18 protein-coding genes are annotated in these 23,721 nt (G+C 71.6%); 12 read left to right on the top strand and 6 right to left on the bottom strand.

Features of this window, described 5'->3' with window-relative positions; translation table 11 throughout:
• Positions 1-165: 165 nt before the first annotated feature.
• Positions 166-1,083 carry an alpha/beta fold hydrolase gene (locus tag AB0D14_RS11555; protein WP_362777198.1) on the bottom strand — a complete coding sequence of 306 codons (918 nt, stop codon included), beginning with the start codon at positions 1,081-1,083 and terminating at the stop codon, positions 166-168.
• 404 nt (positions 1,084-1,487) lie between these two features.
• On the opposite strand from AB0D14_RS11555, the gene AB0D14_RS11550 reads away from it, so the two are divergent.
• Entirely contained in the window at positions 1,488-1,898 is a 411-nt protein-coding gene (locus AB0D14_RS11550) for a cobalamin B12-binding domain-containing protein (protein WP_362777196.1), read from the top strand.
• A gap of 41 nt (positions 1,899-1,939) precedes the next feature.
• Here AB0D14_RS11550 and AB0D14_RS11545 read toward each other — a convergent pair whose 3' ends face one another.
• Both AB0D14_RS11545 and AB0D14_RS11540 read right to left on the bottom strand, forming a co-directional pair.
• A complete protein-coding gene (locus tag AB0D14_RS11545) occupies positions 1,940-3,562 on the bottom strand; it encodes a DUF5691 domain-containing protein (protein ID WP_362777193.1) in 1,623 nt (540 codons plus the stop codon).
• Between the two features lie 116 nt (positions 3,563-3,678).
• Positions 3,679-5,031 (bottom strand): SWIM zinc finger family protein, encoded by a 1,353-nt coding sequence (locus tag AB0D14_RS11540; RefSeq protein WP_362777191.1) that lies wholly within the window; start codon positions 5,029-5,031, stop codon positions 3,679-3,681.
• Between the two features lie 134 nt (positions 5,032-5,165).
• Between AB0D14_RS11540 and AB0D14_RS11535 the strand changes: the two genes are divergently transcribed.
• The 6 genes from AB0D14_RS11535 to sucD all read left to right on the top strand — a co-directional run bounded on the left by AB0D14_RS11535 (position 5,166) and on the right by sucD (position 13,936).
• Complete coding sequence (locus AB0D14_RS11535; protein ID WP_362777188.1) at positions 5,166-6,338, top strand: AAA family ATPase; 1,173 nt, start codon at positions 5,166-5,168, stop codon at positions 6,336-6,338.
• Positions 6,335-8,776 carry a DUF5682 family protein gene (locus AB0D14_RS11530; RefSeq protein WP_362777185.1) on the top strand — a complete coding sequence of 814 codons (2,442 nt, stop codon included), beginning with the start codon at positions 6,335-6,337 and terminating at the stop codon, positions 8,774-8,776. The genes AB0D14_RS11535 and AB0D14_RS11530 overlap by 4 nt, the downstream gene beginning before the upstream one ends.
• A gap of 8 nt (positions 8,777-8,784) precedes the next feature.
• Positions 8,785-10,011 (top strand): VWA domain-containing protein, encoded by a 1,227-nt coding sequence (locus AB0D14_RS11525; RefSeq protein ID WP_362777182.1) that lies wholly within the window; start codon positions 8,785-8,787, stop codon positions 10,009-10,011.
• Between the two features lie 279 nt (positions 10,012-10,290).
• Positions 10,291-11,325 (top strand): hypothetical protein, encoded by a 1,035-nt coding sequence (locus AB0D14_RS11520; RefSeq protein WP_362777180.1) that lies wholly within the window; start codon positions 10,291-10,293, stop codon positions 11,323-11,325.
• Between the two features lie 526 nt (positions 11,326-11,851).
• The gene (sucC, locus tag AB0D14_RS11515) at positions 11,852-13,030 is read left to right on the top strand and encodes an ADP-forming succinate--CoA ligase subunit beta (protein WP_362777178.1); all 1,179 of its coding nucleotides are present in this window, start codon (positions 11,852-11,854) and stop codon (positions 13,028-13,030) included.
• 21 nt (positions 13,031-13,051) lie between these two features.
• Positions 13,052-13,936 (top strand): succinate--CoA ligase subunit alpha, encoded by an 885-nt coding sequence (gene sucD / locus AB0D14_RS11510; RefSeq protein ID WP_362777175.1) that lies wholly within the window; start codon positions 13,052-13,054, stop codon positions 13,934-13,936.
• 147 nt (positions 13,937-14,083) lie between these two features.
• Here sucD and AB0D14_RS11505 read toward each other — a convergent pair whose 3' ends face one another.
• Entirely contained in the window at positions 14,084-15,025 is a 942-nt protein-coding gene (locus AB0D14_RS11505) for an RNA polymerase subunit sigma-70 (protein WP_362777172.1), read from the bottom strand.
• A gap of 196 nt (positions 15,026-15,221) precedes the next feature.
• Here AB0D14_RS11505 and AB0D14_RS11500 point away from each other — a divergent pair, with 196 nt between their 5' ends.
• Positions 15,222-17,129 (top strand): DUF6350 family protein, encoded by a 1,908-nt coding sequence (locus AB0D14_RS11500; RefSeq protein ID WP_362777170.1) that lies wholly within the window; start codon positions 15,222-15,224, stop codon positions 17,127-17,129.
• A gap of 27 nt (positions 17,130-17,156) precedes the next feature.
• Here the strand turns inward: AB0D14_RS11500 and AB0D14_RS11495 are convergent, their stop codons facing one another.
• Positions 17,157-18,020, bottom strand: coding sequence for a hypothetical protein (locus AB0D14_RS11495; protein WP_362777168.1), 864 nt, complete (start codon positions 18,018-18,020; stop codon positions 17,157-17,159).
• Between the two features lie 342 nt (positions 18,021-18,362).
• On the opposite strand from AB0D14_RS11495, the gene purN reads away from it, so the two are divergent.
• On the top strand, positions 18,363-18,992 hold the full coding sequence (gene purN, locus AB0D14_RS11490; protein WP_362777165.1) for a phosphoribosylglycinamide formyltransferase: 630 nt from the start codon (positions 18,363-18,365) through the stop codon (positions 18,990-18,992).
• The gene (purH, locus tag AB0D14_RS11485; protein ID WP_362777163.1) at positions 18,989-20,569 is read left to right on the top strand and encodes a bifunctional phosphoribosylaminoimidazolecarboxamide formyltransferase/IMP cyclohydrolase; all 1,581 of its coding nucleotides are present in this window, start codon (positions 18,989-18,991) and stop codon (positions 20,567-20,569) included. The genes purN and purH overlap by 4 nt, the downstream gene beginning before the upstream one ends.
• A 148-nt stretch (positions 20,570-20,717) precedes the next feature.
• On the opposite strand, the gene AB0D14_RS11480 is transcribed toward purH, so the two are convergent.
• Positions 20,718-21,449 carry an RDD family protein gene (locus AB0D14_RS11480; RefSeq protein ID WP_362777162.1) on the bottom strand — a complete coding sequence of 244 codons (732 nt, stop codon included), beginning with the start codon at positions 21,447-21,449 and terminating at the stop codon, positions 20,718-20,720.
• A gap of 288 nt (positions 21,450-21,737) precedes the next feature.
• Between AB0D14_RS11480 and AB0D14_RS11475 the strand changes: the two genes are divergently transcribed.
• Positions 21,738-22,592: a bifunctional methylenetetrahydrofolate dehydrogenase/methenyltetrahydrofolate cyclohydrolase gene (locus AB0D14_RS11475; protein WP_362777160.1), complete on the top strand. Its 855-nt coding sequence runs from the start codon at positions 21,738-21,740 to the stop codon at positions 22,590-22,592.
• Between the two features lie 61 nt (positions 22,593-22,653).
• Positions 22,654-23,310 carry a DUF3017 domain-containing protein gene (locus AB0D14_RS11470; RefSeq protein ID WP_362777157.1) on the top strand — a complete coding sequence of 219 codons (657 nt, stop codon included), beginning with the start codon at positions 22,654-22,656 and terminating at the stop codon, positions 23,308-23,310.
• Positions 23,311-23,721 lie beyond the last annotated feature (411 nt).

Here is a 23,721-nt window from a genome sequence, read left to right as displayed (position 1 = left end):
GCGTTCGATGAATGTTCGAAGAAACGAAGTCTCCGGAGCCGAATGCGGCTTCCGCTTGCGGCGCTTCTGGCCGCTTCCCGAGGCTCCGGTTCAGGGTGGACCGCGTCCAGACACCTGCTTCCGGTTACGCCTTCCGGTGACGCCGTTCCCGTTGAAGCTGTCCCGTTACGCCACTGTCAGGCCGCCGGTGTGAGCGGCGGCGCGGGCGGTTTCCTCCTCGGCGTCCAGGGCCTGGCGTATGCCGGCCGCGACCGCCGGGTGCACCGGCAGGGCGAGATGCCCGATTCCGCTCACCCGTACGTTCTGCACGAGCAGATCCGGGTGCGCGATGCACGCCGTCTCCAACGGGACCATCAACTGGTCGAGATCGCTCCAGAAGCTCACGAACCGCGTGCGGCAGTGCGGCGCCGGCTCGCGCAACTCCTCCAGCACGCCGGAACCCGGGCGCATTTGGCGAACGATCGGGTGCGCGTTCATCAGCGGCACGACGCGTGTGCCCGCGTGCGGTGTACCCAGGGTGACCAGGGTCCGGACGCGGACGTCACCCCCCAGACGCTGCACGTAATAGCGCGCGATCAGCCCACCGAGGCTGTGCCCGACGATGTCCACCTCCTGGCGGCCGGTGCGCTCGCAGATCTCCTCTATGTGCCGGCCGAGCAGCTCGGCTGCGGCCCGTATGTCACAGGTCAGCGGAGAGTAGTTGAGCGACTCGATCTGCTGCCGGCCGTGCTGGGCCAGCGAACGGCGCAGCAGGACGAAGATCGAGCGGTTGTCTATGAAGCCGTGCAGCAGGACGACCGGGGGCTTGTCCGGTGTGGGCAGCCGGGCGGTGTCTGCGGTGCCGTGCGGGCCGAGGCCCGTGCCGAGATCCGGGTCGGGCGGATCGGCCGGCGACTGGGCCGGGACCGGGGACGGGCGGCGCTCCGAGGTGATGCCGGAGGGGTAGAGGACGAGATGGCCCGCGAGGATCGCGATCTCCAGGGCCGTCGCCTTGAGCAGGGTCAGGGAGAGTCCGGCCAGTCTGCTGGGGAGCAGACGCTGGCAGAGTGGAAGAAGGGGCAGCAATGTCCTGTTGACCTTCATGGCCGACCTCCCGTCGGCGCACGGCAGGAACCCTCTGTCCCCCGTGTGCCCTAGTGGGAAGCCGGTGAGTGAGGACGGCGACGGTGCACGTGCGGCGTGGGTGTGACGCCGGTGGAGCGACGGGGTGCCCGTCGTCGTGCGATCGCCGGTACGCCGCACCACCCCGTCGCGCGGCTGACGGCGCGGAGGTGCGGAGACCTCGTAGCGGTTTCCCTTGCGCTCGTCCCGCCTGCGAACTGTGTGTCGCGGTGTGGCGGTCGGTGCGCTGCGAACTTGTCCCACGGTGTGATTTCCCCCTCGGTCTCCACCGCGAAACTGCCGGTTGCGGGATGCTGGCGATAACGTTCGTTCACTTCCCCGGGCCGTATGGTGCGAGGTGGGCTAGTCGGTTCATGGAGGCAGTGATGGGTGTGACAACCGGTCCGATCCGCGTGGTGGTGGCCAAACCGGGGCTCGACGGGCACGATCGCGGGGCGAAGGTGATCGCGCGGGCGCTGCGGGACGCCGGTATGGAGGTCATCTACACCGGCCTCCACCAGACGCCCGAGCAAATCGTGGGCACGGCGATCCAGGAGGACGCGGACGCGATCGGTCTCTCCATCCTGTCCGGCGCGCACAACACCCTGTTCGCCGCCGTCATCGAACTCCTGAAGGAGCGCGACGCCGAGGACATCAAGGTGTTCGGCGGGGGGATCATCCCCGAGGCGGACATCGCACCGCTCAAGGAGAAGGGCGTCGCCGAGATCTTCACGCCGGGGGCCACGACGACGTCGATCGTGGACTGGGTGCGCGCCAACGTCCGGCAGCCCGCGTAGGGCTCCGCCGGCCTGATGGCCCGGGGCCCGAGGGGCCGGGGTCATGTCCGGGTGAGTTCGCTTTGCATTGCCGCGCGTAGGCGCAGTGTGGTGACCAGGCGTTGGAAGGATTCGGCCCAGTAGCCTCCGGCGCCCGGAGCCGCGTTCTCCGACTCGTCGGGGACGGCTGTGAGTGCTTCGAGACGGATGGCCTCCGCCGGGTCCAGACAGCGTTCGGCCAGTCCCATGACCCCGCTGAAACTCCATGGATAACTCCCCGCGTCCCGCGCGATGTTGAGTGCGTCCACCACGGCCCCGCCCAACGGGCCGGCCCAGGGCACCGTGCACACCCCGAGCAGCTGAAACGCCTCGGACAGTCCGTGCACGGCGATGAACCCCGCCACCCATTGGGCCCGCTCCGAAGCCGCCAGCGTGCTGAGCAGCTTCGCCCGCTCGGCGAGGGACACCGCTCCGGGCCCGCCCGCCTCCGGCGCCGCCGGTGTCCCCAGCAGCGCTCTGGACCAGGAAGGGTCACGCTGACGCACCGCCGCCCGGCACCACGCGGCATGCAGCTCGTCCTGCCAGTCGTCGGCCACCGGCAGTGCCACGATCTCCTCCGGCGTACGCCCGCCGAGCCGTCGCGACCAGGTACCGAGCGGTGCCGCCTCCATCAACTGGCCCAGCCACCACGACCGTTCACCACGCCCCGCCGGAGCCTTGGAGACCACGCCGTCCCGCTCCATGCCGGGATCGCACTCGTGCGGCGCCTCCACCGCTATCGTCGGCGCGCCGAGCGTATGGTCGACCGCGACGCAGGACACCGCTCGCTCCGCCATCCGCCCGGCGAGCGCCGAGCCGGGCAGAGCGGACAGCAGCTCCGCCGCGGTGGCCCGCACATTGCGGCTCCGGTCGGCCAACGCCCCCTCCAGGAACGGCTCGTCCGCCGCGCACAGCCCCGTCCGCAACGAGTCGAGGAACATCAACCGGTCCTCGGCCCGCTCCGACGCCCAGGTCGTGGAGAGCAGATCCCGCGCGGCCGCCGCGTCCCGTGCCCGGACCGACGACAGGAGCGCGACCCGTTCGGCGAACAGCCCCTCCTCCCACAGCTCCCGCACCCGCTCCGGCTCCTTGGGCCCGGGCAGGACCGCACCGCCGCCCGGCGTCGACCGCAACGCGAACCGCCAGTCCGTGTTCAGCCGGGCCAGCCACAGGGCCCGCGGTCCCGCGAACGCCAGCACCGCCGGCCGGATGTCCGTACGCCCCCGGGCCGCGTCCAGCAGTGCGGGCAGCGCCTGTGGAGGAGCCGCGAAACCATGCCGGTTCGCCGTGGCGAGCCACTGCGGCAACAGCTCCATGAGATCGGGCGCCGTACCCCTGCGTCCGCCGCTCCCCGTCCCCGGCCGGTCGGCGAGCAGCATCGTCAGCCTGCGTGCCGCCGCCGGCGGCAGCGCGGGGCGAGAGTCCTCCGCCACAGGCTCGATCCGGGCCGCCGCCCGCCCCGGCCGCATCCCGGCCCGTCGCCGCACGGTCTCCACGGCCGCCGCGTCCAGCAACGCCGTCGGCGCGTCGCGCCCGGGCCCGACTCCCGTCGGCGCACGGCGCGCGGTTCCCAGCAGCGCCGCGGTCACAAGCTCCTCCCAGCGGCTTCCGGCGGGCGCCTCTGTGGGAGCGGGGGTACTGGTCATGAGCATCCCTTCCATAGCGGGTGGAGCCATAGCGGCTGAAGCTGTAGGGGGCGAGTCGGATCGGGGCGCCGGACCGGGTACGCCGTGGGGGCCGAGAAAGCTGGAGGGCGGGGCCGTCAGCACAGGGTCACCGCCTCGCCCGGCCCCTCCGGCCAGGCCGTGAGGGGGGAGAAGCCGAGGTGGCCGCACTCTCCGAAGACCGTCACCGGTGCGCCGCCGGAGAGGGCGACCAGGCGCCAGAGACCGGATCGGGACCGGGCGGCCGGGGTGAGCGGCAGGGCGAGTCCACCGTCGGCGTCCGCCAGCTGCCAGCTGTCGCCGTCCGGGGTCGGTACGACACGGCCGAGCGTCACCGGGCGGGATTCCAGCCACGGGTCGTCCCGGAGCGCCTCGCCGTACTGGGTCACGGCCCGCGCCACGTCCACCCCCGGCGGCCGGAACTCCGTGGGCGCCGGAGGCGCGAACCGGTCACCCAGCGCCGCCCGCAACTGCCCCGCACCCGGATACCCGGACACCTCCGCGTCGAGCGTCAGCCCGACGGGCAACGCCAGCTCCGGTGCGCGCCCGGCGGCCCCGTAGGAGAGGAGCAGGACCGTGCGCCCCGACCCGGCCCCGTGCAGCCAGATACGGCGGGTCGTGAGGCGGCTGTCCGAGGTGTCGTACTGGGCCAGGACCAGCCACTGGTCGCGCACCGGCGGACCGTCCGCCGAGCCGGGCAGCCCGATCCGGGAGCGGACCGTGGCGGCCAGAGCGTCGGGCAGCAGCTCACGGCGCAGCCACCCCTGGTCGAGGAGGTGGAGCAGCGCGCACTCCTCCAGCAGCCGTACCGGCCAGCCGGGGCCGGACGACGGTATCGCCCCCAACTCCCGCACCCGCGCGGCAAGCCCCGGTGCCTGCGCGTCGACCATGCGGGCCGCCGTCTCCTCCCACATCCCGTACCCCGCCTGTTCCGCCGAGGCCAGACCGCCCCGCAGCAGGTCGGTCAGCCGCTGCTCCAGCTCCGCCGCCCCCGCCGTGATCGACTCGGCCCGCCGCTCCGCCCTGCGCCGCGCCGCATCCGGATCACCGGCGGGCGGGGAACCGGCAGCGCTCGCCGCGTGTTGGTCGTCCGCGCGCTTCCTCCTGCTCTCGATCCACTCGTCCGCCCAGTCCGGCGCCTGCCCCCGAGGCACGGTGCCGTCCTCGCCGGCCCAGAGCAGCAGCAGTCCCAGCGCGTGCTTGCACGGGAACTTGCGGCTCGGACAACTGCACTTGTACGCGGGCCCGGTGGAGTCCGCGATGTCGATCACCGTCCGGTACGGCTTGCTGCCGCTTCCCCTGCACAGTCCCCACACCGTCCCCTCGTCAGAACTGCCCGCCTCCGACCATGGCCCGGCCGCGCCGAGCTTGCTGCCCGCCTTGCGTGACGCGGTGTCAGGCGCCAGTGCCAGCACCTGATCCGCTGTCCAGCGCACCCCCTGCTGAGTCATGCAACCGACGGTAGATCCCACCACTGACAATCGCCCGCAGCGAGCACGTTTGCGCAGGTCAGAACCGATTGTCAGTGGCGTGGTGCACGGTGGAACCAGATCCGAACCGGCCGAGCCGCAAGGGGGACCGCTCCATGTCCGTGTCCGTCGACCCGATGTCCGTCGACCCGAACCACCACCAGTCCGAAGGCGTGCCCACGGCTTCCGTCCCGTCCACGCCGGACAGGGGCGAGGAGCTGCGGCCGCACGCCGAGGAGGCGTTCGCCGCCGAGCTCGCCGCGCTGGCCGCGCAGGACGACCGCCCGCGGCCCGCCCGCTGGCGGATGTCACCGTGGGCCGTGGCGACGTACCTGCTCGGCGGCACTCTCCCGGACGGCACAGTGATCACGCCGAAGTACGTGGGGCCGCGCCGCATCGTCGAAGTGGCCGTCACCACGCTCGCCACCGACCGGGCACTGCTTCTGCTCGGTGTACCCGGCACGGCGAAGACGTGGGTGTCCGAGCATCTGGCCGCAGCGGTCAGCGGGGGCTCCACCCTTCTCGTGCAGGGCACGGCCGGCACACCGGAGGAGGCGATCCGGTACGGCTGGAACTACGCGCAACTGCTCGCGCACGGCCCGAGCCGGGACGCACTGGTGCCCAGCCCGGTCATGCGGGCGATGGCGGAGGGCATGACGGCCAGGGTCGAGGAACTGACCCGTATCCCCGCCGACGTACAGGACACGCTCATCACGATCCTGTCGGAGAAGACCCTGCCCATACCGGAGTTGGGCTCGGAGGTGCAGGCCGTGCGGGGTTTCAACCTCATCGCGACGGCCAACGACCGCGACCGCGGCGTGAACGACCTGTCGAGCGCCCTGCGCCGCCGTTTCAACACGGTGGTCCTGCCCCTGCCGGCGAGCGCCGACGCCGAGGTCGACATCGTCTCGCGCCGGGTCGACCAGATCGGGCGCTCCCTGGACCTGCCCGCCGTGCCCGACGGCATCGACGAGATCCGCCGCGTCGTCACCGTCTTCCGTGAGCTGCGCGACGGCGTCACCGCCGACGGCCGTACGAAGCTCAAGTCGCCCAGCGGCACGCTGTCCACCGCCGAGGCGATCTCCGTCGTCACCAACGGCCTCGCCCTGGCCGCCCATTTCGGGGACGGCGTCCTGAGCGCGGGCGACGTGGCCGCGGGCATCCTCGGTGCCGTCGTCCGGGATCCGGCGGCCGACCGCGTCATCTGGCAGGAGTACCTGGAGGCGGTCGTCCGCGAGCGCGACGGCTGGAAGGACTTCTACCGGGCCTGCCGGGAGGTGAGCGCGTGAGCGAGGACGAAGCGGGGCGCGAGGCCCGCCGGGCGCCCGGGCCCCTGCTGCTGGGGGTGCGCCACCACGGGCCCGGCTCGGCGCGGGCCGTGCGGGCGGCACTCGACGAGGCGCAACCGCGCGTGGTGCTCCTGGAAGGGCCGCCGGAGGCCGACACGCTGATCGCGCTCGCCGCCGACGAGGACATGCGGCCGCCCGTCGCGCTCCTCGCGCATGTCGTGGACGAGCCCGGACGGTCGGCGTTCTGGCCGCTCGCCGAGTTCTCACCGGAGTGGGTGGCCATCCGCTGGGCCCTGGAGCACGAGGTGCCGGCCCGTTTCATCGACCTCCCGGCCACGCACACGCTCGCCTGGGGACGCGAGGAGGACGAGGGCGGCGAAGAGGGGGAGAACGGAAAGGAAAAGGAAGGGGAGAACGGAGACGAGAAGGCGAGGGAGAGGGACGGAGGGCCGGACGCACTCCGTGCCGAGCCCGCTCGGGCCGTACGGATCGACCCGCTCGCCGTGCTCGCCGAGACCGCCGGGTACGACGACCCCGAGCGGTGGTGGGAGGACGTGATCGAGCACCGGGGGGCGGGGGGAGAGGACGCGTTCGCACCGTTCGACGTACTCGGCGAAGCCATGGAGGCACTGCGGGAGGTCTACGGGACGGGGGGACACGACCGGGATCTCGTGCGCGAGGCCTACATGCGCCTCCAGGTGCGGGCGGCCCAGCGGGAGTTCGAGGACGACGTGGCCGTGGTGTGCGGCGCCTGGCATGTGCCCGCGCTGCGGCAGCGGACGACCGTCGCCGCCGACCGGGCCCTGCTCAAGGGACTACCCAAGGTGAAGGCCGACATGACCTGGGTGCCCTGGACCCACCGGCGGCTCTCCCGCATGAGTGGCTACGGCGCGGGCATCGACTCGCCCGGCTGGTACGGGCACCTGTTCGCCGCGGCCGACCGCCCCATCGAGCGCTGGATGACGAAGGTGGCCGGGCTGCTGCGGGACGAGGACCGGCTCGTCTCGCCCGCGCACGTCATCGAGGCGGTGCGGCTCGCCGACACGCTCGCGGCGATGCGGGGCCGGCCCCTGCCGGGCCTCACCGAGACCACCGACGCCGTACGGGCCGTGATGTGCGAGGGCTCGGACGTCCCGCTCGCGCTCGTGCACGACCGGCTGGTCGTCGGCGACGTCCTGGGCGAGGTGCCCGCGTCGGCGCCCGCGGTCCCCCTGCAGCGCGACCTCGCCCGGCTTCAGCGACGGCTGCGGCTCAAGCCGGAGGCGCAGGAGCGGGACCTGGAACTCGACCTGCGCAAGGAGACCGACGGCGGGCGCAGCAGACTGCTGCACCGGCTGCGCCTCCTCGGCGTCGAGTGGGGAGAGCCGGCCGCGTCACGCGGCAGCACGGGTACGTTCCGGGAGACCTGGCGACTGCGTTGGGAGCCGGAACTCGCGGTGCGGGTCGCCGAGGCCGGTGTGTGGGGAACGACCGTGATCGCCGCCGCCACCGCGAAGGCCGAGACGGACGCCGTCGGCGCACGGTCCCTGGCCGACGTCACGGGCCTCGCGGAGCGCTGTCTCCTCGCCGAACTCCCGGACGCCCTTCCGGTGGTGATGCGCGTCCTCGCCGACCGCGCCGCTCTGGACGCCGACGTGGGCCACCTCGCCCAGGCGCTGCCCGCCCTGGTCCGCTCCCTCCGCTACGGCGACGTACGGGGCACGGGAACCCACGCCCTGGCCGAGGTCGCCGCGAGGCTCGCCGAGCGGGTCTTCGTCGGACTGCCCCCGGCGTGCGCGGCTCTCGACACGGAGGCAGCCGAGGAAATGCGGGGGCACGTCGACGCGGTGCACGGCGCGGTGGGGCTGCTGGCGGAGGGAGGTGAGGACGACGCCCGTGCCGGTATACGCGACCGGTGGCATTCCGTGCTGGGCACGCTCAGCGCACGGGACACCGTCCCCGGCGTCATCCGGGGAAGGGCCGTCCGGTTGCTGCTGGACGACGGGGAGTTGGGGCAGGAGCAGGCGGCCCGGCTCATGGGGCTCGTCCTGTCGCCCGGGACCGCACCGGGCGACGCGGCGGCCTGGATCGAGGGATTCGTCGGCGGAGGATCCGGCGGCGGCATGCTGCTCGTGCACGACGAGCGGCTGCTCGGGCTGGTCGACTCCTGGCTGACCGGCGTGCCGGGGGACGCGTTCACCGACGTACTGCCGCTGCTGCGCCGCACCTTCTCGGCGTACGAACCCGGGGTGCGCCGCACCCTCGGCGAACTGGTCCGGCGTGGCCCGGGCCTGGGCGGGAGCGTCGCGGCCACCGTCTCCGGGACACCCGGCTTCGCGCCCGACCTCGACGCGGACCGCGCCGACGCCGTACTGCCGGTGCTGCGCCTGCTGCTGGGGCCGGACGAGGCCGACGGCAACAGCGTCGACGACAACGACCTTGTGGGGGTGGGCAGATGAGTGGGCCGATGAGTACGGGAACGGCGGATCACACCGGTGCGCCCGGTCAGGCCGGTGCCGGTGCCGGTGCCGGTGCCGGTGACGAGCGGCTGCGACGTTGGCGGCTCGTACTCGGCGGGGAGGACGCGGACGGCACCGGCTGCGCGCTCGCTGGGCAGGACGCCGCGATGGACGGGGCACTCGGCGCGCTGTACGGGAACGGGAAGGGCGGCAAGGCGCGGTCGGGACAGGATCGTGCGGCCGGGCTCGGCGCGTCCGCGCCCTCCGTCGCCCGGTGGCTGGGGGACATCCGGACGTACTTCCCGTCCTCCGTCGTCCAGGTCATGCAGCGGGACGCCATCGACCGCCTCGGCCTGTCCACCCTGCTCCTCGAACCGGAGATGCTGGAGGCCGTGGAGGCGGACGTCCACCTGGTCGGCACCCTGCTGTCGCTGAACAAGGCCATGCCCGAGACGACCAAGGAAACGGCACGGGCCGTCGTACGCAAGGTGGTCGACGACCTGGAGAAGCGGCTCGTCACACGCACCCGGGCGACTCTCACGGGAGCCCTGGACCGCAGTGCCCGGATCAACCGGCCGCGCCACCACGACATCGACTGGAACCGCACCATCGCGGCCAACCTCAAGCACTATCTGCCCGAGTACCGCACGATCGTGCCTGAGCGGCTCATCGGTTACGGACGCGCTTCGCAGTCCGTGAAGAAGGAGGTCGTCCTCTGCATCGACCAGTCGGGTTCGATGGCGGCGTCCGTCGTGTACGCGTCGGTGTTCGGCGCCGTCCTGGCCTCGATGCGGTCCATCGACACCCGGCTCGTCGTCTTCGACACGGCGGTCGTCGACCTCACCGACCAGCTCGACGACCCGGTCGACGTCCTCTTCGGCACCCAACTCGGCGGCGGCACGGACATCAACAGGGCGCTCGCGTACTGCCAGGCGCAGATCACGCGTCCCGCCGACACCGTGGTCGTGCTCATCAGCGACCTCTACGAAGGGGGCATCCGGAACGAGATGCTGAAGCGGGTCGCCGCGATGAAGGCGTCGGGGGTGCAGTTCGTGACGCTGCTCGCGCTGTCCGACGAGGGGGCTCCCGCGTACGACCGTGAGCACGCGGCGGCACTCGCGGGGCTGGGCGCACCGGCGTTCGCCTGTACGCCCGACCTCTTTCCGGACGTGATGGCGGCGGCGATCGAGAAGCGCCCACTGCCGATACCGGACACGGGAAGCCCGGGACGGTAGCGACGGGGGAGGCGGCGAAGGGGGAGGCGGCGAAGGGTGAGACGGCGGAAAAAGCGGACATGAGTATCCATCGGTAACAGGGGGCTTGCGCAACCTCGGGAGTCCCGTGCGAGGATCGGCAGGCCTTCGGGGGGCGTGCAGCCTTGTGGCCGTGCCCCCACCGCACTTCACTCCGCTCCACCGCACCTCGCTCCGCACCTCGCTCCGCCTCGTCCCTCCGCACGGGAGACTCTTCCTGCCTTGGCCCTGTCAGCCGCTCTGCCCGGTATCGCTCTGCGCGTGACGCGCAGAGCGATGGGACGGCGTGCGCTGCGATTGATGCTGCTGCTGGGCGGGTTGTTCGTGCTGGGGCTCCTGAGCGCAGAGCAGGCACGCGCGGCGGACGGTGTCGTGTCGGCCTCGAAGCCCACGGGTGTGGTGCGGTCGGTGACGGGTTCGGTCGAGCGGATGACGGCGACGACGCCCTCGGCACCCTCGATGACCTCGACAACCTCGTTGTTGTCGGCTGCCTCGTCGGCGTCCGCCTCGGCTTCCGGCCCCGGCTCCGGCTCCGGGGCCGCCTCTGCCCCTGCCTCCGCCGCTGTTTCCGAACAACCTGGGCTTCCCGAGGCGGTCGTGCCCGCCACCGACGAAGTCCAGCGCGTTGTACGGCCTGTCATCGAGCAGGTCGTACGGCCGGTCACCGAACGTGTGGTGGCCCCGGCCGTCGGTCACGTCGTACGGCCCATCGGTGATCTGGTGGATCAGATCACCGATGGGGTCGCCGAGCAGCCGGCCCCGCCGCAGTGGTGGCCGTCGCTGCCGCTGCCGCAGCCGCAGTCGCCCACACTGCCGGCCGTTCCCGGGCTCCCGGAGCCGCCGGGACTGTCACCGCCCGCGCTTTCCGGCCAGACCTTGCCGGCCGGTACGGCGGCGCAGGAACAGCAGCAGGGTGGGGCGGCGGGCAAGGACCAGGACCGGGCGGCCGAGAAGCACGCGCGGGGCGAGAGCGTGGCGGCGGAGTTCGGGCCGCGGTTCGCCGGCGGCCGCGCGGCGGTGGCCGACGACGACGTGCGCCATCACGCGCACGCCCGGGGCGCCGCCCAGGTCACCCGGGCCGCGAAGGCACCCGTGCACCAAGTTCCCGGCGGTGACCCCACGGGTGCGCTGAGGTGTCACTCCGCGGTCGACAGCGGATCGCCGCGGCACGGCGATGCGCAGGCCGTCACGTTCAACGGGAGGGTTCGGCCGACGCTGGTGCCCGGCGCCGCCGCCGACGTCACCGCGGCCGGGATCAGGGACCGGCACCGGAACATTCCGGCGTCCCCCGGCTAGGACCGGGCCCGGTCTGCCCGTCTGTCCGGACGTCCCTCCGATCTCCGGGCGCGACCCGGACGTGGGCTGCCGCCGCTGGTCCGCCGGCCCACCGGTCGAAAACGCGGTCGGCGGCGTCCGGGACACCCCACGACCCCACGACTCCGCAGGGCACAGGCTCCGTACGGCCGAAAGCCGTTCGGTTCGTGCGGCCGAGACCCTGCGGTCGGGGCCGGCTGGTCCTCATTGGGGTGAGGACCGGCCGCCCTGCGCCCCTTAGGTCAGTTTTAGGGGCTGTTAGAAGGGCCTCACCAGGCAAACCCCAGCCTGGTGAGGCCCTTTCGACTGGCAATCTGTGACCGTAATCACCGCCCAGGTGTGATCTGCGATTTACGACCCTGCCGTCGGCGGAGATAACCTGCGAGACGGACATGCCGCGTGTCGGCCACCGTGCTCACGCCCTCCTTGTGACCGCGCAGTCACGTTGCCCTCGCGGCACGCCCACGCAGACAACGAACCGCGAATTACCTGATAGGGACGGACGCGCGTGGACCTGTTCGAGTACCAGGCGAGGGACCTCTTCGCCAAGCACGGTGTACCGGTGCTGGCCGGTGAAGTCATCGACACGCCTGAAGGGGCGCGCGCGGCGACCGAGCGACTTGGCGGCAAGTCCGTCGTCAAGGCGCAGGTCAAGGTCGGTGGCCGCGGCAAGGCCGGCGGCGTGAAGCTGGCCGGCACCCCGGACGAGGCCGTCGCTCGCGCGACGGACATTCTCGGCATGGACATCAAGGGCCACACGGTCCACAAGGTGATGATCGCCGAGACGGCCCCGGAGATTCTGGAGGAGTACTACGTCTCGTACCTCCTCGACCGCACGAACCGCACCTTCCTCGCCATGGCGTCCGTACAGGGCGGCATGGACATCGAGGAGGTCGCGGAGAAGACCCCCGAGGCCCTCGCGAAGGTCCCGGTCGACGCCGTTGAAGGCGTTTCGATCGAGAAGGCCCGCGAGATCGTGGCCCTGGCGAAGTTCCCGGCCGAGGTGGCCGAGAAGGTCGCCGAGATCCTCGTGACCCTGTGGGCCACCTTCGTCGCCGAGGACGCGCTTCTCCTTGAGGTCAACCCCCTCGCCAAGGTCGCCTCCGGCGACGTCCTGGCGCTGGACGGCAAGGTCTCTCTGGACGAGAACGCCGAGTTCCGCCAGGCGGACCACGCGGCGCTTGAGGACAAGGACGCGGCCAACCCGCTGGAGGCCGCCGCCAAGGAGAAGAACCTCAACTACGTCAAGCTCGACGGCGAGGTCGGCATCATCGGCAACGGCGCGGGTCTCGTCATGAGCACCCTCGACGTCGTCGCGTACGCCGGTGAGAACCATGGCGGCGTGAAGCCGGCCAACTTCCTCGACATCGGCGGCGGCGCCTCCGCCGCGGTCATGGCGAACGGCCTGGAGATCATCCTGGGCGACCCGGACGTCAAGTCCGTCTTCGTCAACGTCTTCGGTGGCATCACCGCCTGTGACGAGGTCGCCAACGGCATCGTCCAGGCGCTGCAGCTGCTCGCCGACAAGGGCGAGGAAGTCACCAAGCCGCTGGTCGTCCGTCTCGACGGCAACAACGCCGAGCTGGGTCGCAAGATCCTCTCCGACGCCAACCACCCGCTGGTGCAGCGCGTGGACACCATGGACGGCGCGGCCGACAAGGCCGCCGAGCTCGCGGCCGCGAAGTAAGGGACGAGGGACAGAACAGCCATGGCTATCTTCCTCAACAAGGACAGCAAGGTCATCGTCCAGGGCATGACCGGTGCCACGGGCATGAAGCACACCAAGCTCATGCTCGCCGACGGCACGAACATCGTCGGCGGTGTGAACCCGCGCAAGGCCGGCACGTCGGTCGACATCGACGGCACCGACATCCCGGTCTTCGGCACGGTCGCGGAGGCCATCGAGAAGACGGGCGCCAACGTGTCCGTCCTCTTCGTGCCGCCGGCCTTCTCCAAGGCCGCCGTCGTCGAGGCCATCGACGCCGAGATCCCCCTCGCGGTCGTCATCACCGAGGGCATCGCCGTCCACGACTCCGCCGCCTTCTGGGCGTACGCGAAGTCGAAGGGCAACAAGACCCGTATCATCGGCCCGAACTGCCCCGGTCTCATCACCCCGGGACAGTCCAACGCCGGCATCATCCCGGGCGACATCACGAAGCCGGGCCGTATCGGCCTGGTCTCGAAGTCCGGCACGCTGACGTACCAGATGATGTACGAGCTCCGTGACATCGGCTTCTCGTCGGCCGTCGGCATCGGTGGCGACCCGGTCATCGGTACGACGCACATCGACGCGCTCGCCGCGTTCGAGGCCGACCCCGACACCGACCTGATCGTCATGATCGGTGAGATCGGTGGCGACGCCGAGGAGCGTGCGGCGGACTACATCGCGAAGAACGTGACCAAGCCGGTCGTCGGCTACGTCGCGGGCTTCACGGCGCCCGAGGGCAAGACCATGGGCCACGCCGGTGCCATCGTCTCCGGCTCCTCCGGCACGGCCGCTGCGAAGAAGGAGGCCCTTGAGGCCGCCGGCGTCAAGGTCGGCAAGACGCCGACCGAGACGGCGAAGCTGGCCCGCGCCATCCTCGCCGGCTGATCAGGCATCTTCACCGTCTGCCGTTAGCCGTACGTCGTCAGCCGTACGCGGATGGGCCCGCACCCTCACTCGGGGTGCGGGCCCATCCGCGTTACCCGGCAGCGGCAGCGACCGCGGCGCTGGCGCCGGCACCGGCACCGGCGCATCTCAGCGAAGCTGTGGAAGGAGCCTCTGCGGACCGTCTCCGAACATGGTGCGCAGCTTGCCGCGGAGCTCCACTTCCTCCACCGACAGCGGGGCGGGCCCCGAGCGCGGCGGCGCCCCGGGCACCATCGTGGCCGGAACCTGCGGGGCCTCGTAGTGGTCGGCAGCCGTGTGGAGCGTGAACGCGGTGGAACCGATGATCAGGACAGTGAAGGCGATGGCCGTGCGGGTCCAGCGGCGGGCCCGGCGTTCGCTGCCCATGCGCACGACGACGGGCTTCGGGGCGGCCCGCAGCCGGTCCGTGTTGCCGAGTTCCGTCAGCCGCCGTCGCAGTTCCTGATTCTCCGCCAGCTCCGGGAGGCGCGCGGCGATGGCCGCGCGCGCGTACAGCAGCCGGTTCGCCGCCGCCGGAGTGCTCGCCTCCGTCTCGGCCGCGGTCTCCGGCAGCCCGAGCCCGATCCCGTCGTAGAGGAGCAGGGTCCGCCGGTAGACGGGCGGAAGACTCAGCAGGGCAGACAGCAGCCGGCGGTCGTCCAGGGCTACGGGCGGCGGTTCCGGGAGACGGTGGCGAACCCGCACCCGGTGCCAGGGGGACATCGCGTACTCGTACGCCGCCGCACGCGCCCAGCCCGCCGGATCCCGGTCGACCGCCACCTCGGGCCAGCGCTGCCACACCAGTTGGAAGGCCCGCTCAACTGACTCCCGCGCCAGCTCACGCCGCCCGGTGAGCAGATACGCCTGCCGTACGAGGGCGGGGGCGGCGAAGGTGTAGAGGGCGTCGAAGGCCTGAGCGGCCGTCAGGGTGGCAGCGGGAGCCAGGTCATCACCAGGAGCCGCAGCATCACCAGGAGCCGCAGCATCACCAGGAGCCGCAGCATCGGCTTCGGCATCGGCAGCCGTATCGGCGTCAGCAGCCGCAGCGGCCGGGGCAGCGGTCTGCGTCACCGGGCACCCTTTCGTACGTAAAAGTACATAAAACATATATTGGGCGACACATCCGAGGTTCGCCTGTTACGACGGGAAAGCGCGTGTCGTTGGGAGCATGGCGGGCGTGACCCAGATGACCGACCGAAACCCGGATCGAAACCCGGATCGCAGTCCGGACCGAAGCTCGGACCGAAGCCCGGACCGAAGCCCGTCGTTGCCCCCCGTGCCCTCCCGGCTGCGGGTACGGTCGCCCGGACTGGCCGCCGGCCTGGTGGGCGGCACGCTCGCGGCGGCCCTCGGGCTGGGCGCGTTCGCCGTACTCGTGACGGTCCTGTGGATCAGTTCGCCCTATCCGGACAGAGGCCCCGACGGGACGCTGCACGTCGCCGCCTCGCTGTGGCTGCTGGCGCACGGCGCCGAACTCGTCCGCACGAACACGTTGTCCGGAGTACCCGCACCCATTGGTGTGACCCCGCTGCTCCTGGTCGCGCTGCCCGCGTGGCTGCTGTACCGCGCGGGGCGCGACGCGGCGGACGGCGACGACGGCTCCGTGCCGCCCCCCGTCAGCACGGCGTGGGGCGGAGCCGTCGTGGGCTACCTGGTGGTCGGCGCCGCCGCAGCGGTGTACGCGTCGGGCGGGGAGCCACGCCCGTCGTGGACGTCCGTCGTCCTGTGGCCGCCGCTGCTCGCGGTGACCGCGGCGGGGGTCGGCGTCTGGTCGGCGTACGGGCGACCGCTCGGGTCTCTGCCGCCGTCCCTGCGCCAAGTCCTGGACGGTCTTCCCCTTGCTCCCGTCGCCGCCGGGTCCCGGCTCCCGGACGCTGTGCGTGCCGCGTCAGCCGGGGCCGCGGCGCTCGTGGGCGGAGGGGCCGTGCTCGCCGGTGCCTCTCTGGTGTGGCACGGAGGCCCGGCGCGGCAGTCGTTCCTGCAGCTGACGGAGAGCTGGTCGGGCCGGGTCTCGGTGCTGCTGCTGGCGCTGGCCCTCATCCCGAACGCGGCGGTCTGGGGTGCCGCGTACGCCCTCGGCCCCGGGTTCGCGCTCGGAGCCGGGCACGCGGCGGGGCCGTTGCTGTCGGACCCCGGCTCGCGGCTGCCACCCTTTCCCCTGCTGGCAGCCGTTCCGGATGCGGGATCGGGTACACCGCTGAACTGGGCGGCGGGAGCCGTGCCCCTGGTTGCCGGGGTCGTGGTGGCCTGGTTCACGGTCGGGGCGGGAGTGCCGGGACGCAAGGACGCGGGCGCGGCGAGTGCGGTGCGAGAGGTGAGTGCCGCGGGGAGGGCGGGTACGGCCTCGGTGGCCAGAGGAGAGGACGCGGCTGCCCGGCGCGCGGCGGCCTGGTCATGCGGGCGGACCGCCGAGACCCTGACACTCGCGGCGATTCTGTGCGGCCTGGCCTTCGCGGTGCTCGCCACCCTGGCGGGCGGGCCCCTCGGCGTGGCCGCACTCGCCGACTTCGGCCCCGTCTGGTGGCGGACGGGGCCGGCTGCGGCGGGCTGGATCGCGGTGGTGGGACTGCCGACGAGTCTGGCCCTGCGCGCTTGGCGCCTGCGCGAGCCCCGGGCACCCTGGGGACGCGCGCCCGGGGAACAGCCGTCAGGCGGGCGGGGGCTCTGGGGACGAGAGCACCGAGAACGAGGCCGAGAGCACCGGGTACGGGGACTTCCGGTACCCGGACTCCGGGCTCGGCATGAACGAGACCACGAGCAGTCGGCCGAAGGGCAGTCGGCCGAAGGGCCGTCGCCCCAGCAGCCGTCGACCCAGGGGCTCTCGGTCCAGGGACTCTCGGCGGAGGGGCCTTCAGCGCGGGCGACCTCAGATCAGAAGTCGCAGAGCCGTCCTCCCACGCCCTCACCTACGCCCTCGCCACCAGCCTCCTCGTCCTCCTCGTCCTCCTCGTCCCCATGGTTCTCGCGGTTCCGGTTCGGGCGGCGTGCGGAGGAGGCGCCCGGGGCACCCGGGGACAGTCGTGCGGCCCTCGATCCCGACCTCGAGCCGTACGACTTCCTGCCCACCTCCGGCTCCCTCGGTTCTCTCTGGCACGACGACGTCGCACGCGAGGCCCGCTGGGCAGCGCTGAAGAAGGCGTCCATCCCCGGCGACCGGATCGCCCCCCCGGACTGACGATCGATTCTCTCTACCGACTGCTGGTCAGCTGCGCGTTCCCAGCAGCCCCTGCAACTGGTCCGGCAGAAGGTCGTCGCAGGACTTCTCCGCCGTGTTGGTGAGGGAATCGTTCACGCAGGTGTAGTAGTCGCGGTACACGAGCTGTGCCGTGAACGTCATCGCCACCAGGACGAGCGCCAGGGACGCCGTGACCAGGCCGCTGATCGCCGCGGTGGCCTGGGGCTTCGAGCCCTGGGACGACGGCGCCGGGGTGTCCGGGTTCGGTGGACGCGACTTGGCGCGCAGCGCGCTGATCGCCCAGTGGAGGGCCAGCGCGCCGAGCAGCAGCGCCACGTACGGCCAGCTGAAGAGGGCGAAGAAGAACGCCCACATGCCGGACAGCAAGGCGAACCGAGCGTGCCGCTGCGCGGGGTCGGTCGGATCCCAGCGCATACCGGTCCCCGGCCCGCCGCGCCCCTCCGGACCGCCCTGGCCGCCACCAGGGCCGCCCGAGGAACCGGAACCGGGTTTGTCACCGAAACGGCCGTCCTGCGCGGGGCCGGGCTGCCGGTCGCTCCACTGGCTGCCCCAGGGGGTGTCTCCGTCGTCCTGGCTGTTCCGGCCGTCCTGACCCTGGCCGCCCGCGGGCCGCCGAGGCTGCCACGGCTGGTCGGGGGAGCCCTCCGGGGGCGGGGCGAAGGGGTTGTCGTCCGAGGAGGTTTCCGGCACCCGGGGCGGCTCGGGCCGCTGTCCGGAGGCCGGCGCACCGGAGTCCCCACCTGCGGAACCGTGGCCGCCCGCGGAGCCCTGCCCGCTCTCGGGCACGTCGTCGCTCTCCCGCGGCGGAGTGGGAGAGGAGCGCCGCTCGCGCAGCAGGAGCGGAGGGCGTCGCAGACTTCGGTCCGGCATCAGGTGTGCGTCTTCCCCTTGGTGGTATTCGGCGGGCAACGTGTCCACAGGTCGGTGTCCACAGAGCTGGTGCTGGTTACGTGTCCTGAGACCATGCCCCGGACGTTCGTACCCGTCCCTGGTCAACGTCCCGTGCGCAAAAGGCGTTCCCCTGCGCGGACTGTCTTCCCCGGGCGGATCCTCCCCAGACGCTACCTTCCGGCCACGCCCCCGTCCCGTGGGGGCCGCCCGGTGTGCCGGTATCGTTGCTGACGGTCGGCCGCTTCGTAGACTTCCCCGTATCAGGGAGCGCGAAGTATTCGTACGACCGTACAAAGGCACTCCCCGAGAAAGGGCCCCGCCGTGGCCAAGGCCAAGCGCCTCGTCGTGCTGGTCTCCGGATCAGGTACGAATCTGCAGGCTCTCCTCGACGCGGTCGCGTCGCAGGGGGCGGCCGCCTACGGAGCCGAGATCGTCGCGGTCGGCGCGGACCGCGACGGCGCCGCCGGCCTGGAGCGCGCCGAGCGGGCCGGGCTGCCGACCTTCGTGTGCCGGGTGAAGGATTACGGGACCCGTGACGAGTGGGACGCGGCTCTGGCCGAGGCCACCGACGCGTACGCACCGGATCTTGTCGTCTCGGCTGGGTTCATGAAGATCGTGGGCAAGGAGTTCCTGGCCCGTTTCGGCAACCGGTTGGTGAACACCCACCCCGCTCTGCTGCCCAGTTTCCCGGGGGCGCACGGCGTCCGTGACGCCCTCGCCCACGGCGTGAAGGTCACCGGGTGCACCGTCCACTTCGTCGACGACGGCGTCGACACCGGCCCGATCATCGCCCAGGGCGTGGTCGAGGTCCGGAACGAGGACTACGAAGACGATGGTTCCGCTCTCCATGAGCGCATCAAGGAAGTCGAGCGAAGGCTGCTCGTCGATGTCGTGGGGCGGCTCGCCCGCAACGGCTATCGCATTGAGGGACGAAAGGTAGTTATCCAGTGACCGCCGAGAGCACAGGCACGGCCGAGAGCACCAAGCGGGTCATCCGGCGCGCGCTCGTCAGCGTCTACGACAAGACCGGACTCGAAGAGCTCGCCCGCGGCCTGCACGGGGCGGGCGTCGAGCTGGTCTCCACCGGCTCCACCGCCGCGAAGATCGCCGCCGCCGGGGTCCCGGTCACCAAGGTCGAGGAGCTCACCGGCTTCCCCGAGTGCCTGGACGGCCGCGTCAAGACCCTGCACCCGCGCGTGCACGCGGGCATCCTCGCCGACCTGCGGCTGGAGTCCCATCGGCAGCAGCTCGGCGAGCTGGGCGTCGAGCCGTTCCAGCTGGTCGTCGTGAACCTCTACCCGTTCCGGGAGACCGTCGACTCGGGCGCCACCCCCGACGAGTGCGTCGAGCAGATCGACATCGGCGGCCCGTCGATGGTCCGCGCCGCCGCCAAGAACCACCCGTCCGTCTCCGTGGTCACCAGCCCCGAGCGGTACGCCGACGTGCTGTCCGCCGTCCGCGATGGCGGCTTCGACCTGCACGCCCGCAAGCGTCTGGCGGCCGAGGCGTTCCAGCACACCGCCGCGTACGACGTGGCCGTGGCCTCCTGGTTCGCGAGCTCGTACGCGCCCGCCGACGACTCGGGCTTCCCCGAGTTCATCGGCTTGACCTTCGAGAAGCGCAACACCCTGCGCTACGGCGAGAACCCGCACCAGGGCGCCGCGCTCTACGTTGACGGGTCGGGCGGTCTGGCCGACGCCGAGCAGCTGCACGGCAAGGAGATGTCGTACAACAACTACACGGACACGGATGCCGCGCGCCGTGCCGCGTACGACCACGACGACCCGTGCGTCGCGATCATCAAGCACGCCAACCCGTGCGGCATCGCGATCGGCGCGAACGTCGCCGAGGCGCACCGCAAGGCGCACGCCTGCGACCCGATGTCGGCGTTCGGCGGCGTCATCGCCGTCAACCGCCCGGTCTCCAAGGAGATGGCGGAGCAGGTCGCCGAGATCTTCACCGAGGTCATCGTCGCCCCCGAGTACGAGGACGGCGCGCTGGAGGCTCTCGCCAAGAAGAAGAACATCCGGGTGCTGCGCGCCCACCAGGGCCCGTCCGCGCGGGTCGAGGTCAAGCAGATCGACGGCGGCCGGCTCCTCCAGGTCACCGACCGCCTCCAGGCCGACGGCGACGACCCGTCCTCCTGGACCCTGGCGACCGGCGAGCCCCTGTCGCAGGGCGAGCTGGACGAGCTGGCCTTCGCCTGGCGGGCCTGCCGGGCCGTCAAGTCCAACGCGATCCTCCTCGCCAAGGGCGGCGCCTCCGTCGGTGTCGGCATGGGCCAGGTCAACCGCGTCGACTCCGCCAAGCTCGCGGTCGAGCGCGCCGGCGCCGAGCGTGCCCGGGGCTCCTTCGCCGCCTCGGACGCCTTCTTCCCCTTCCCCGACGGCCTGGAGATCCTGACCGAGGCCGGTGTCAAGGCGGTGGTCCAGCCCGGCGGTTCGGTCCGTGACGAGTTGGTGGTCGAGGCGGCCAAGAAGGCCGGCGTGACCATGTACTTCACCGGGACGCGGCACTTCTTCCACTAGTCCCAAGTCCCATCAGCTGGTTCCACCAGTCCCACTAGTCCCACCAGTCCCACCAGCGCCGTCGAGCGAACGCATCAGGGCCGTGTCACGTCGTGACACGGCCCTGATGCGGTGATGAGCGCTGGATCAGTGCTGGTTCAGTACTGGGTCAGTGCTGGATGACCATCGTGCTTGAGGCCTTGTCGTGCCACCCCTGCTGGCGGCCGGACTTGTCCCAGAACGGCGAGAGGTAGACCAGGAGCTGGCCGATGCCACAGGCCAGGCTGCCCACGATCGGGATGATGTAGCGGATGAACGAGGAGCCCAGGCCGGGCTTCTGGCCGGTGTCGACCTTCACGACGCGGATGCCGACGGCGAGCTTGCCCAGCGTGCCGCCCACCAGGCCGGTCATCAGCCACTCGTAGAGCAGACCGACGACCGCGAGGACGCCGATCACGGCTCCCACCTTGGCCGCGATGTCCGAGCTGGCGTTGTCGATGCACGTGTTGTAGTCGGCGGCGTTCGGGTCGCAGTCGCTGGCCGCGTTGAACGAATTCGCGAGGCCGATGGCGCCCAGGACGAAGTAGATGATGAAGAAGGCCACGGCGTCGATGCAACGGGCTCCGAAGCGGCGGCCCATGGAGGCGACCCGGGGGCCCGCCCCTCCGGGGTAGCCGTAGCCGGGAGGCTGGCCCTGCTGGGGGTAGCCGTACCCCTGCTGCGGCGGGACGCCCTGCGGTGCCTGCGGGTATCCGTAACCGGGAGGCTGGGGCTGACCCTGCTGCGGGTGGCCGTAGCCCTGCTGGGGGTTCTGCGGCTGTCCGTACTGAGGGTTCTGCGGCTGTCCGTAAGGATCGTTGGGCGGCTGTCCGTACGGATCGTTGGGCGGGCCGAAACTCATGGTGGGTTTCCTCCGTTGCACATGCGGGGACGAGGCGGACATGCGCGGAGGAACATGATGATGTGAGCGGTTTGTCCCCCGACGCTGACCGCAGTACTGCACTGTTCATCGTTCTAGGAAGGGCGAGTTCTTGTCCAGCCCGGAGAATCAGGTGTTGTGCAGCTGCAACCTGCGTGATCTTCGCAGCAGTGTCCTCCGGCACCATGCGCCCGGGGCGCACGGGTCGAGCGGCCGTAGTTGCCCGGCCCGATTGGAACCGGGACCCGGTCATCCGCGAGGATAGGGGCCATGACCGCCCAGATTCTCGATGGCAAGGCCACCGCAGCCGCGATCAAGTCCGATCTGACCGTCCGCGTGGCGGCCCTGAAAGAGAAGGGCATCACGCCCGGACTCGGCACCGTGCTGGTGGGTGAGGACCCCGGCAGCCAGAAGTACGTCGCGGGCAAGCACCGCGACTGCGCCCAGGTCGGCATCGCCTCCATCCAGCGCGAACTGCCCGCGACCGCCACGCAGCAGGAGATCGAGGCGGTCGTCCGTGAACTCAACGAGGACCCGTCCTGCACCGGGTACATCGTCCAGCTGCCGCTCCCCAAGGGCATCGACGAGAACCGCATCCTCGAACTGATGGACCCGGACAAGGACGCGGACGGGCTCCACCCGATGAACCTCGGCCGTCTCGTGCTGAACGAGCCGGCCCCGCTGCCCTGCACCCCGAACGGCGTTCTCACCCTGCTCCGCCAGTACGGAGTCGAGATCAAGGGCGCCGAAGTCGTGGTCGTCGGCCGCGGTGTGACCATCGGCCGGTCGATGCCGCTGCTGCTCACACGACGCTCGGAGAACGCGACGGTGACGCAGTGCCACACCGGCACGCGTGACCTGGCCTCGCACCTGCGCGGAGCCGACATCATCGTCGCCGCGGCGGGCTCCGCGCACCTCATCCGCCCCGAGGACGTGAAGCCGGGGGCGGCCGTCCTCGACGTCGGGGTCTCCCGCAACGCCGAGGGCAAGATCGTCGGCGACGTCCACCCCGGTGTGGCCGAGGTCGCCGCGTGGATCTCGCCGAACCCGGGCGGAGTGGGCCCGATGACCCGCGCCCAGCTCCTCGTCAACGTGGTCGAGGCGGCGGAACGCAGTGCCGGCTGAGCACGAGCCGGGAGCCCCGGCAGAAGGGGACGCCGCGGCACAAGCCGGTTCTTCGGGCCCGGTGTCGGAAGCGGAGACGAGAACGGAGACGGAGACGGGAACGGACGCGGCCGCAGCATCGGAACCGGGCTCGGAACCGAAACCGGTACTGGAGTCCGAGTCGGAGTCGGAGTCTGAAACCGGAGCCGAGGGCAAGCCTGCGGCCGCAGCCGAAGCTGGAGTCGGAGTCAAAGCCGAAGCCGATGGCATCGCCGGCCCTCCCGCCCAGGACGACGATTTCACCGTTCGTGACGCCGTCAGCGCGCCAGGCCCCGATGGGCAGCCCCGACGCGTCACGCGGCGATTTCCGCTCTTCACCCGGGACACCGCGCGGCCCGAGGGCGGCGGCAGGGCGGCCCCCCGCGGCGCGCCCGCGCCCGCACGGCAGTGGCCGATCCTCGCGGTCACCGGCATGGTCGGACTCGGACTGCTGCTGACCGCGCTGGACGCGTTCAAGCTCGGCACCCTGCTGATCGGCGTCGCGCTGCTCGTGGGCGCCGCCATGCGCTGGATGCTGCCCGACGTGGGCATGCTCGCCGTCCGCTCCCGGTTCACGGACCTCGTCACGTACGGCGTCCTGGGAATGACCATCGCACTGCTCGCGATGATGGCTCAGCCCAACCCCTGGCTGGAACTCCCGTTCCTGGACGAGACGCTGCACTTCACGATCAGGACGTGAGCGTTCCCCTTCGGGACAGTCAGTGGCCCGCCCTCTCCCCCCGGAGGAGGGCGGGCCACTGTGCACCACGCACCACACGCCGGACCAGGACGAACCGTGGTCGGGTGTCGGTGCCCGGAGACTGACCGGTGGTCCCGTCGGGCCGGTCAGTGGGAGTGGCGCCCGTCCACTCCCCCGAGTACGGAGGGGCGCCGCCTGGAATCCAGGGTCATGGAGATGCCGACGGCGCTTCAATACCTGTCCGTTGCCTGTGGCGCGAAGGTGACGGTTCCGGTACGTCCCACGCGCAGGGACCCGTCGCTCTGGGGCGGCCGACCGGAAAATACGCCGTTGTCGGCACCGGTCGTACCGGACGCCGTACGCGCCGCCGCTTCCGTCGATAGCCTGGCTGACCGACCGCGGCCGTCGCTT

It is taken from the genome of Streptomyces sp. NPDC048484 (genome assembly GCF_040651415.1).
Taxonomy (GTDB): Bacteria; Actinomycetota; Actinomycetes; order Streptomycetales; family Streptomycetaceae; genus Streptomyces.
The sequence above is the reverse complement of the archived record's forward strand: the minus strand, read 5'-3'. Positions and strand labels throughout refer to the sequence as shown.

Excerpts from the sequence above, each read along its gene's own strand:
- AB0D14_RS11495 (WP_362777168.1), bottom strand. The coding sequence starts at position 18,020 with ATGCCGGACCGAAGTCTGCGACGCCCTCCGCTCCTGCTGCGCGAGCGG.
- AB0D14_RS11535 (WP_362777188.1), top strand. The coding sequence starts at position 5,166 with ATGTCCGTGTCCGTCGACCCGATGTCCGTCGACCCGAACCACCACCAG.
- AB0D14_RS11545 (WP_362777193.1), bottom strand. The coding sequence starts at position 3,562 with ATGACCAGTACCCCCGCTCCCACAGAGGCGCCCGCCGGAAGCCGCTGG.
- AB0D14_RS11555 (WP_362777198.1), bottom strand. The coding sequence starts at position 1,083 with ATGAAGGTCAACAGGACATTGCTGCCCCTTCTTCCACTCTGCCAGCGT.
- AB0D14_RS11475 (WP_362777160.1), top strand. The coding sequence starts at position 21,738 with ATGACCGCCCAGATTCTCGATGGCAAGGCCACCGCAGCCGCGATCAAG.
- AB0D14_RS11540 (WP_362777191.1), bottom strand. The coding sequence starts at position 5,031 with ATGACTCAGCAGGGGGTGCGCTGGACAGCGGATCAGGTGCTGGCACTG.
- AB0D14_RS11550 (WP_362777196.1), top strand. The coding sequence starts at position 1,488 with ATGGGTGTGACAACCGGTCCGATCCGCGTGGTGGTGGCCAAACCGGGG.
- sucD (WP_362777175.1), top strand. The coding sequence starts at position 13,052 with ATGGCTATCTTCCTCAACAAGGACAGCAAGGTCATCGTCCAGGGCATG.
- AB0D14_RS11525 (WP_362777182.1), top strand. The coding sequence starts at position 8,785 with ATGAGTACGGGAACGGCGGATCACACCGGTGCGCCCGGTCAGGCCGGT.
- AB0D14_RS11480 (WP_362777162.1), bottom strand. The coding sequence starts at position 21,449 with ATGAGTTTCGGCCCGCCCAACGATCCGTACGGACAGCCGCCCAACGAT.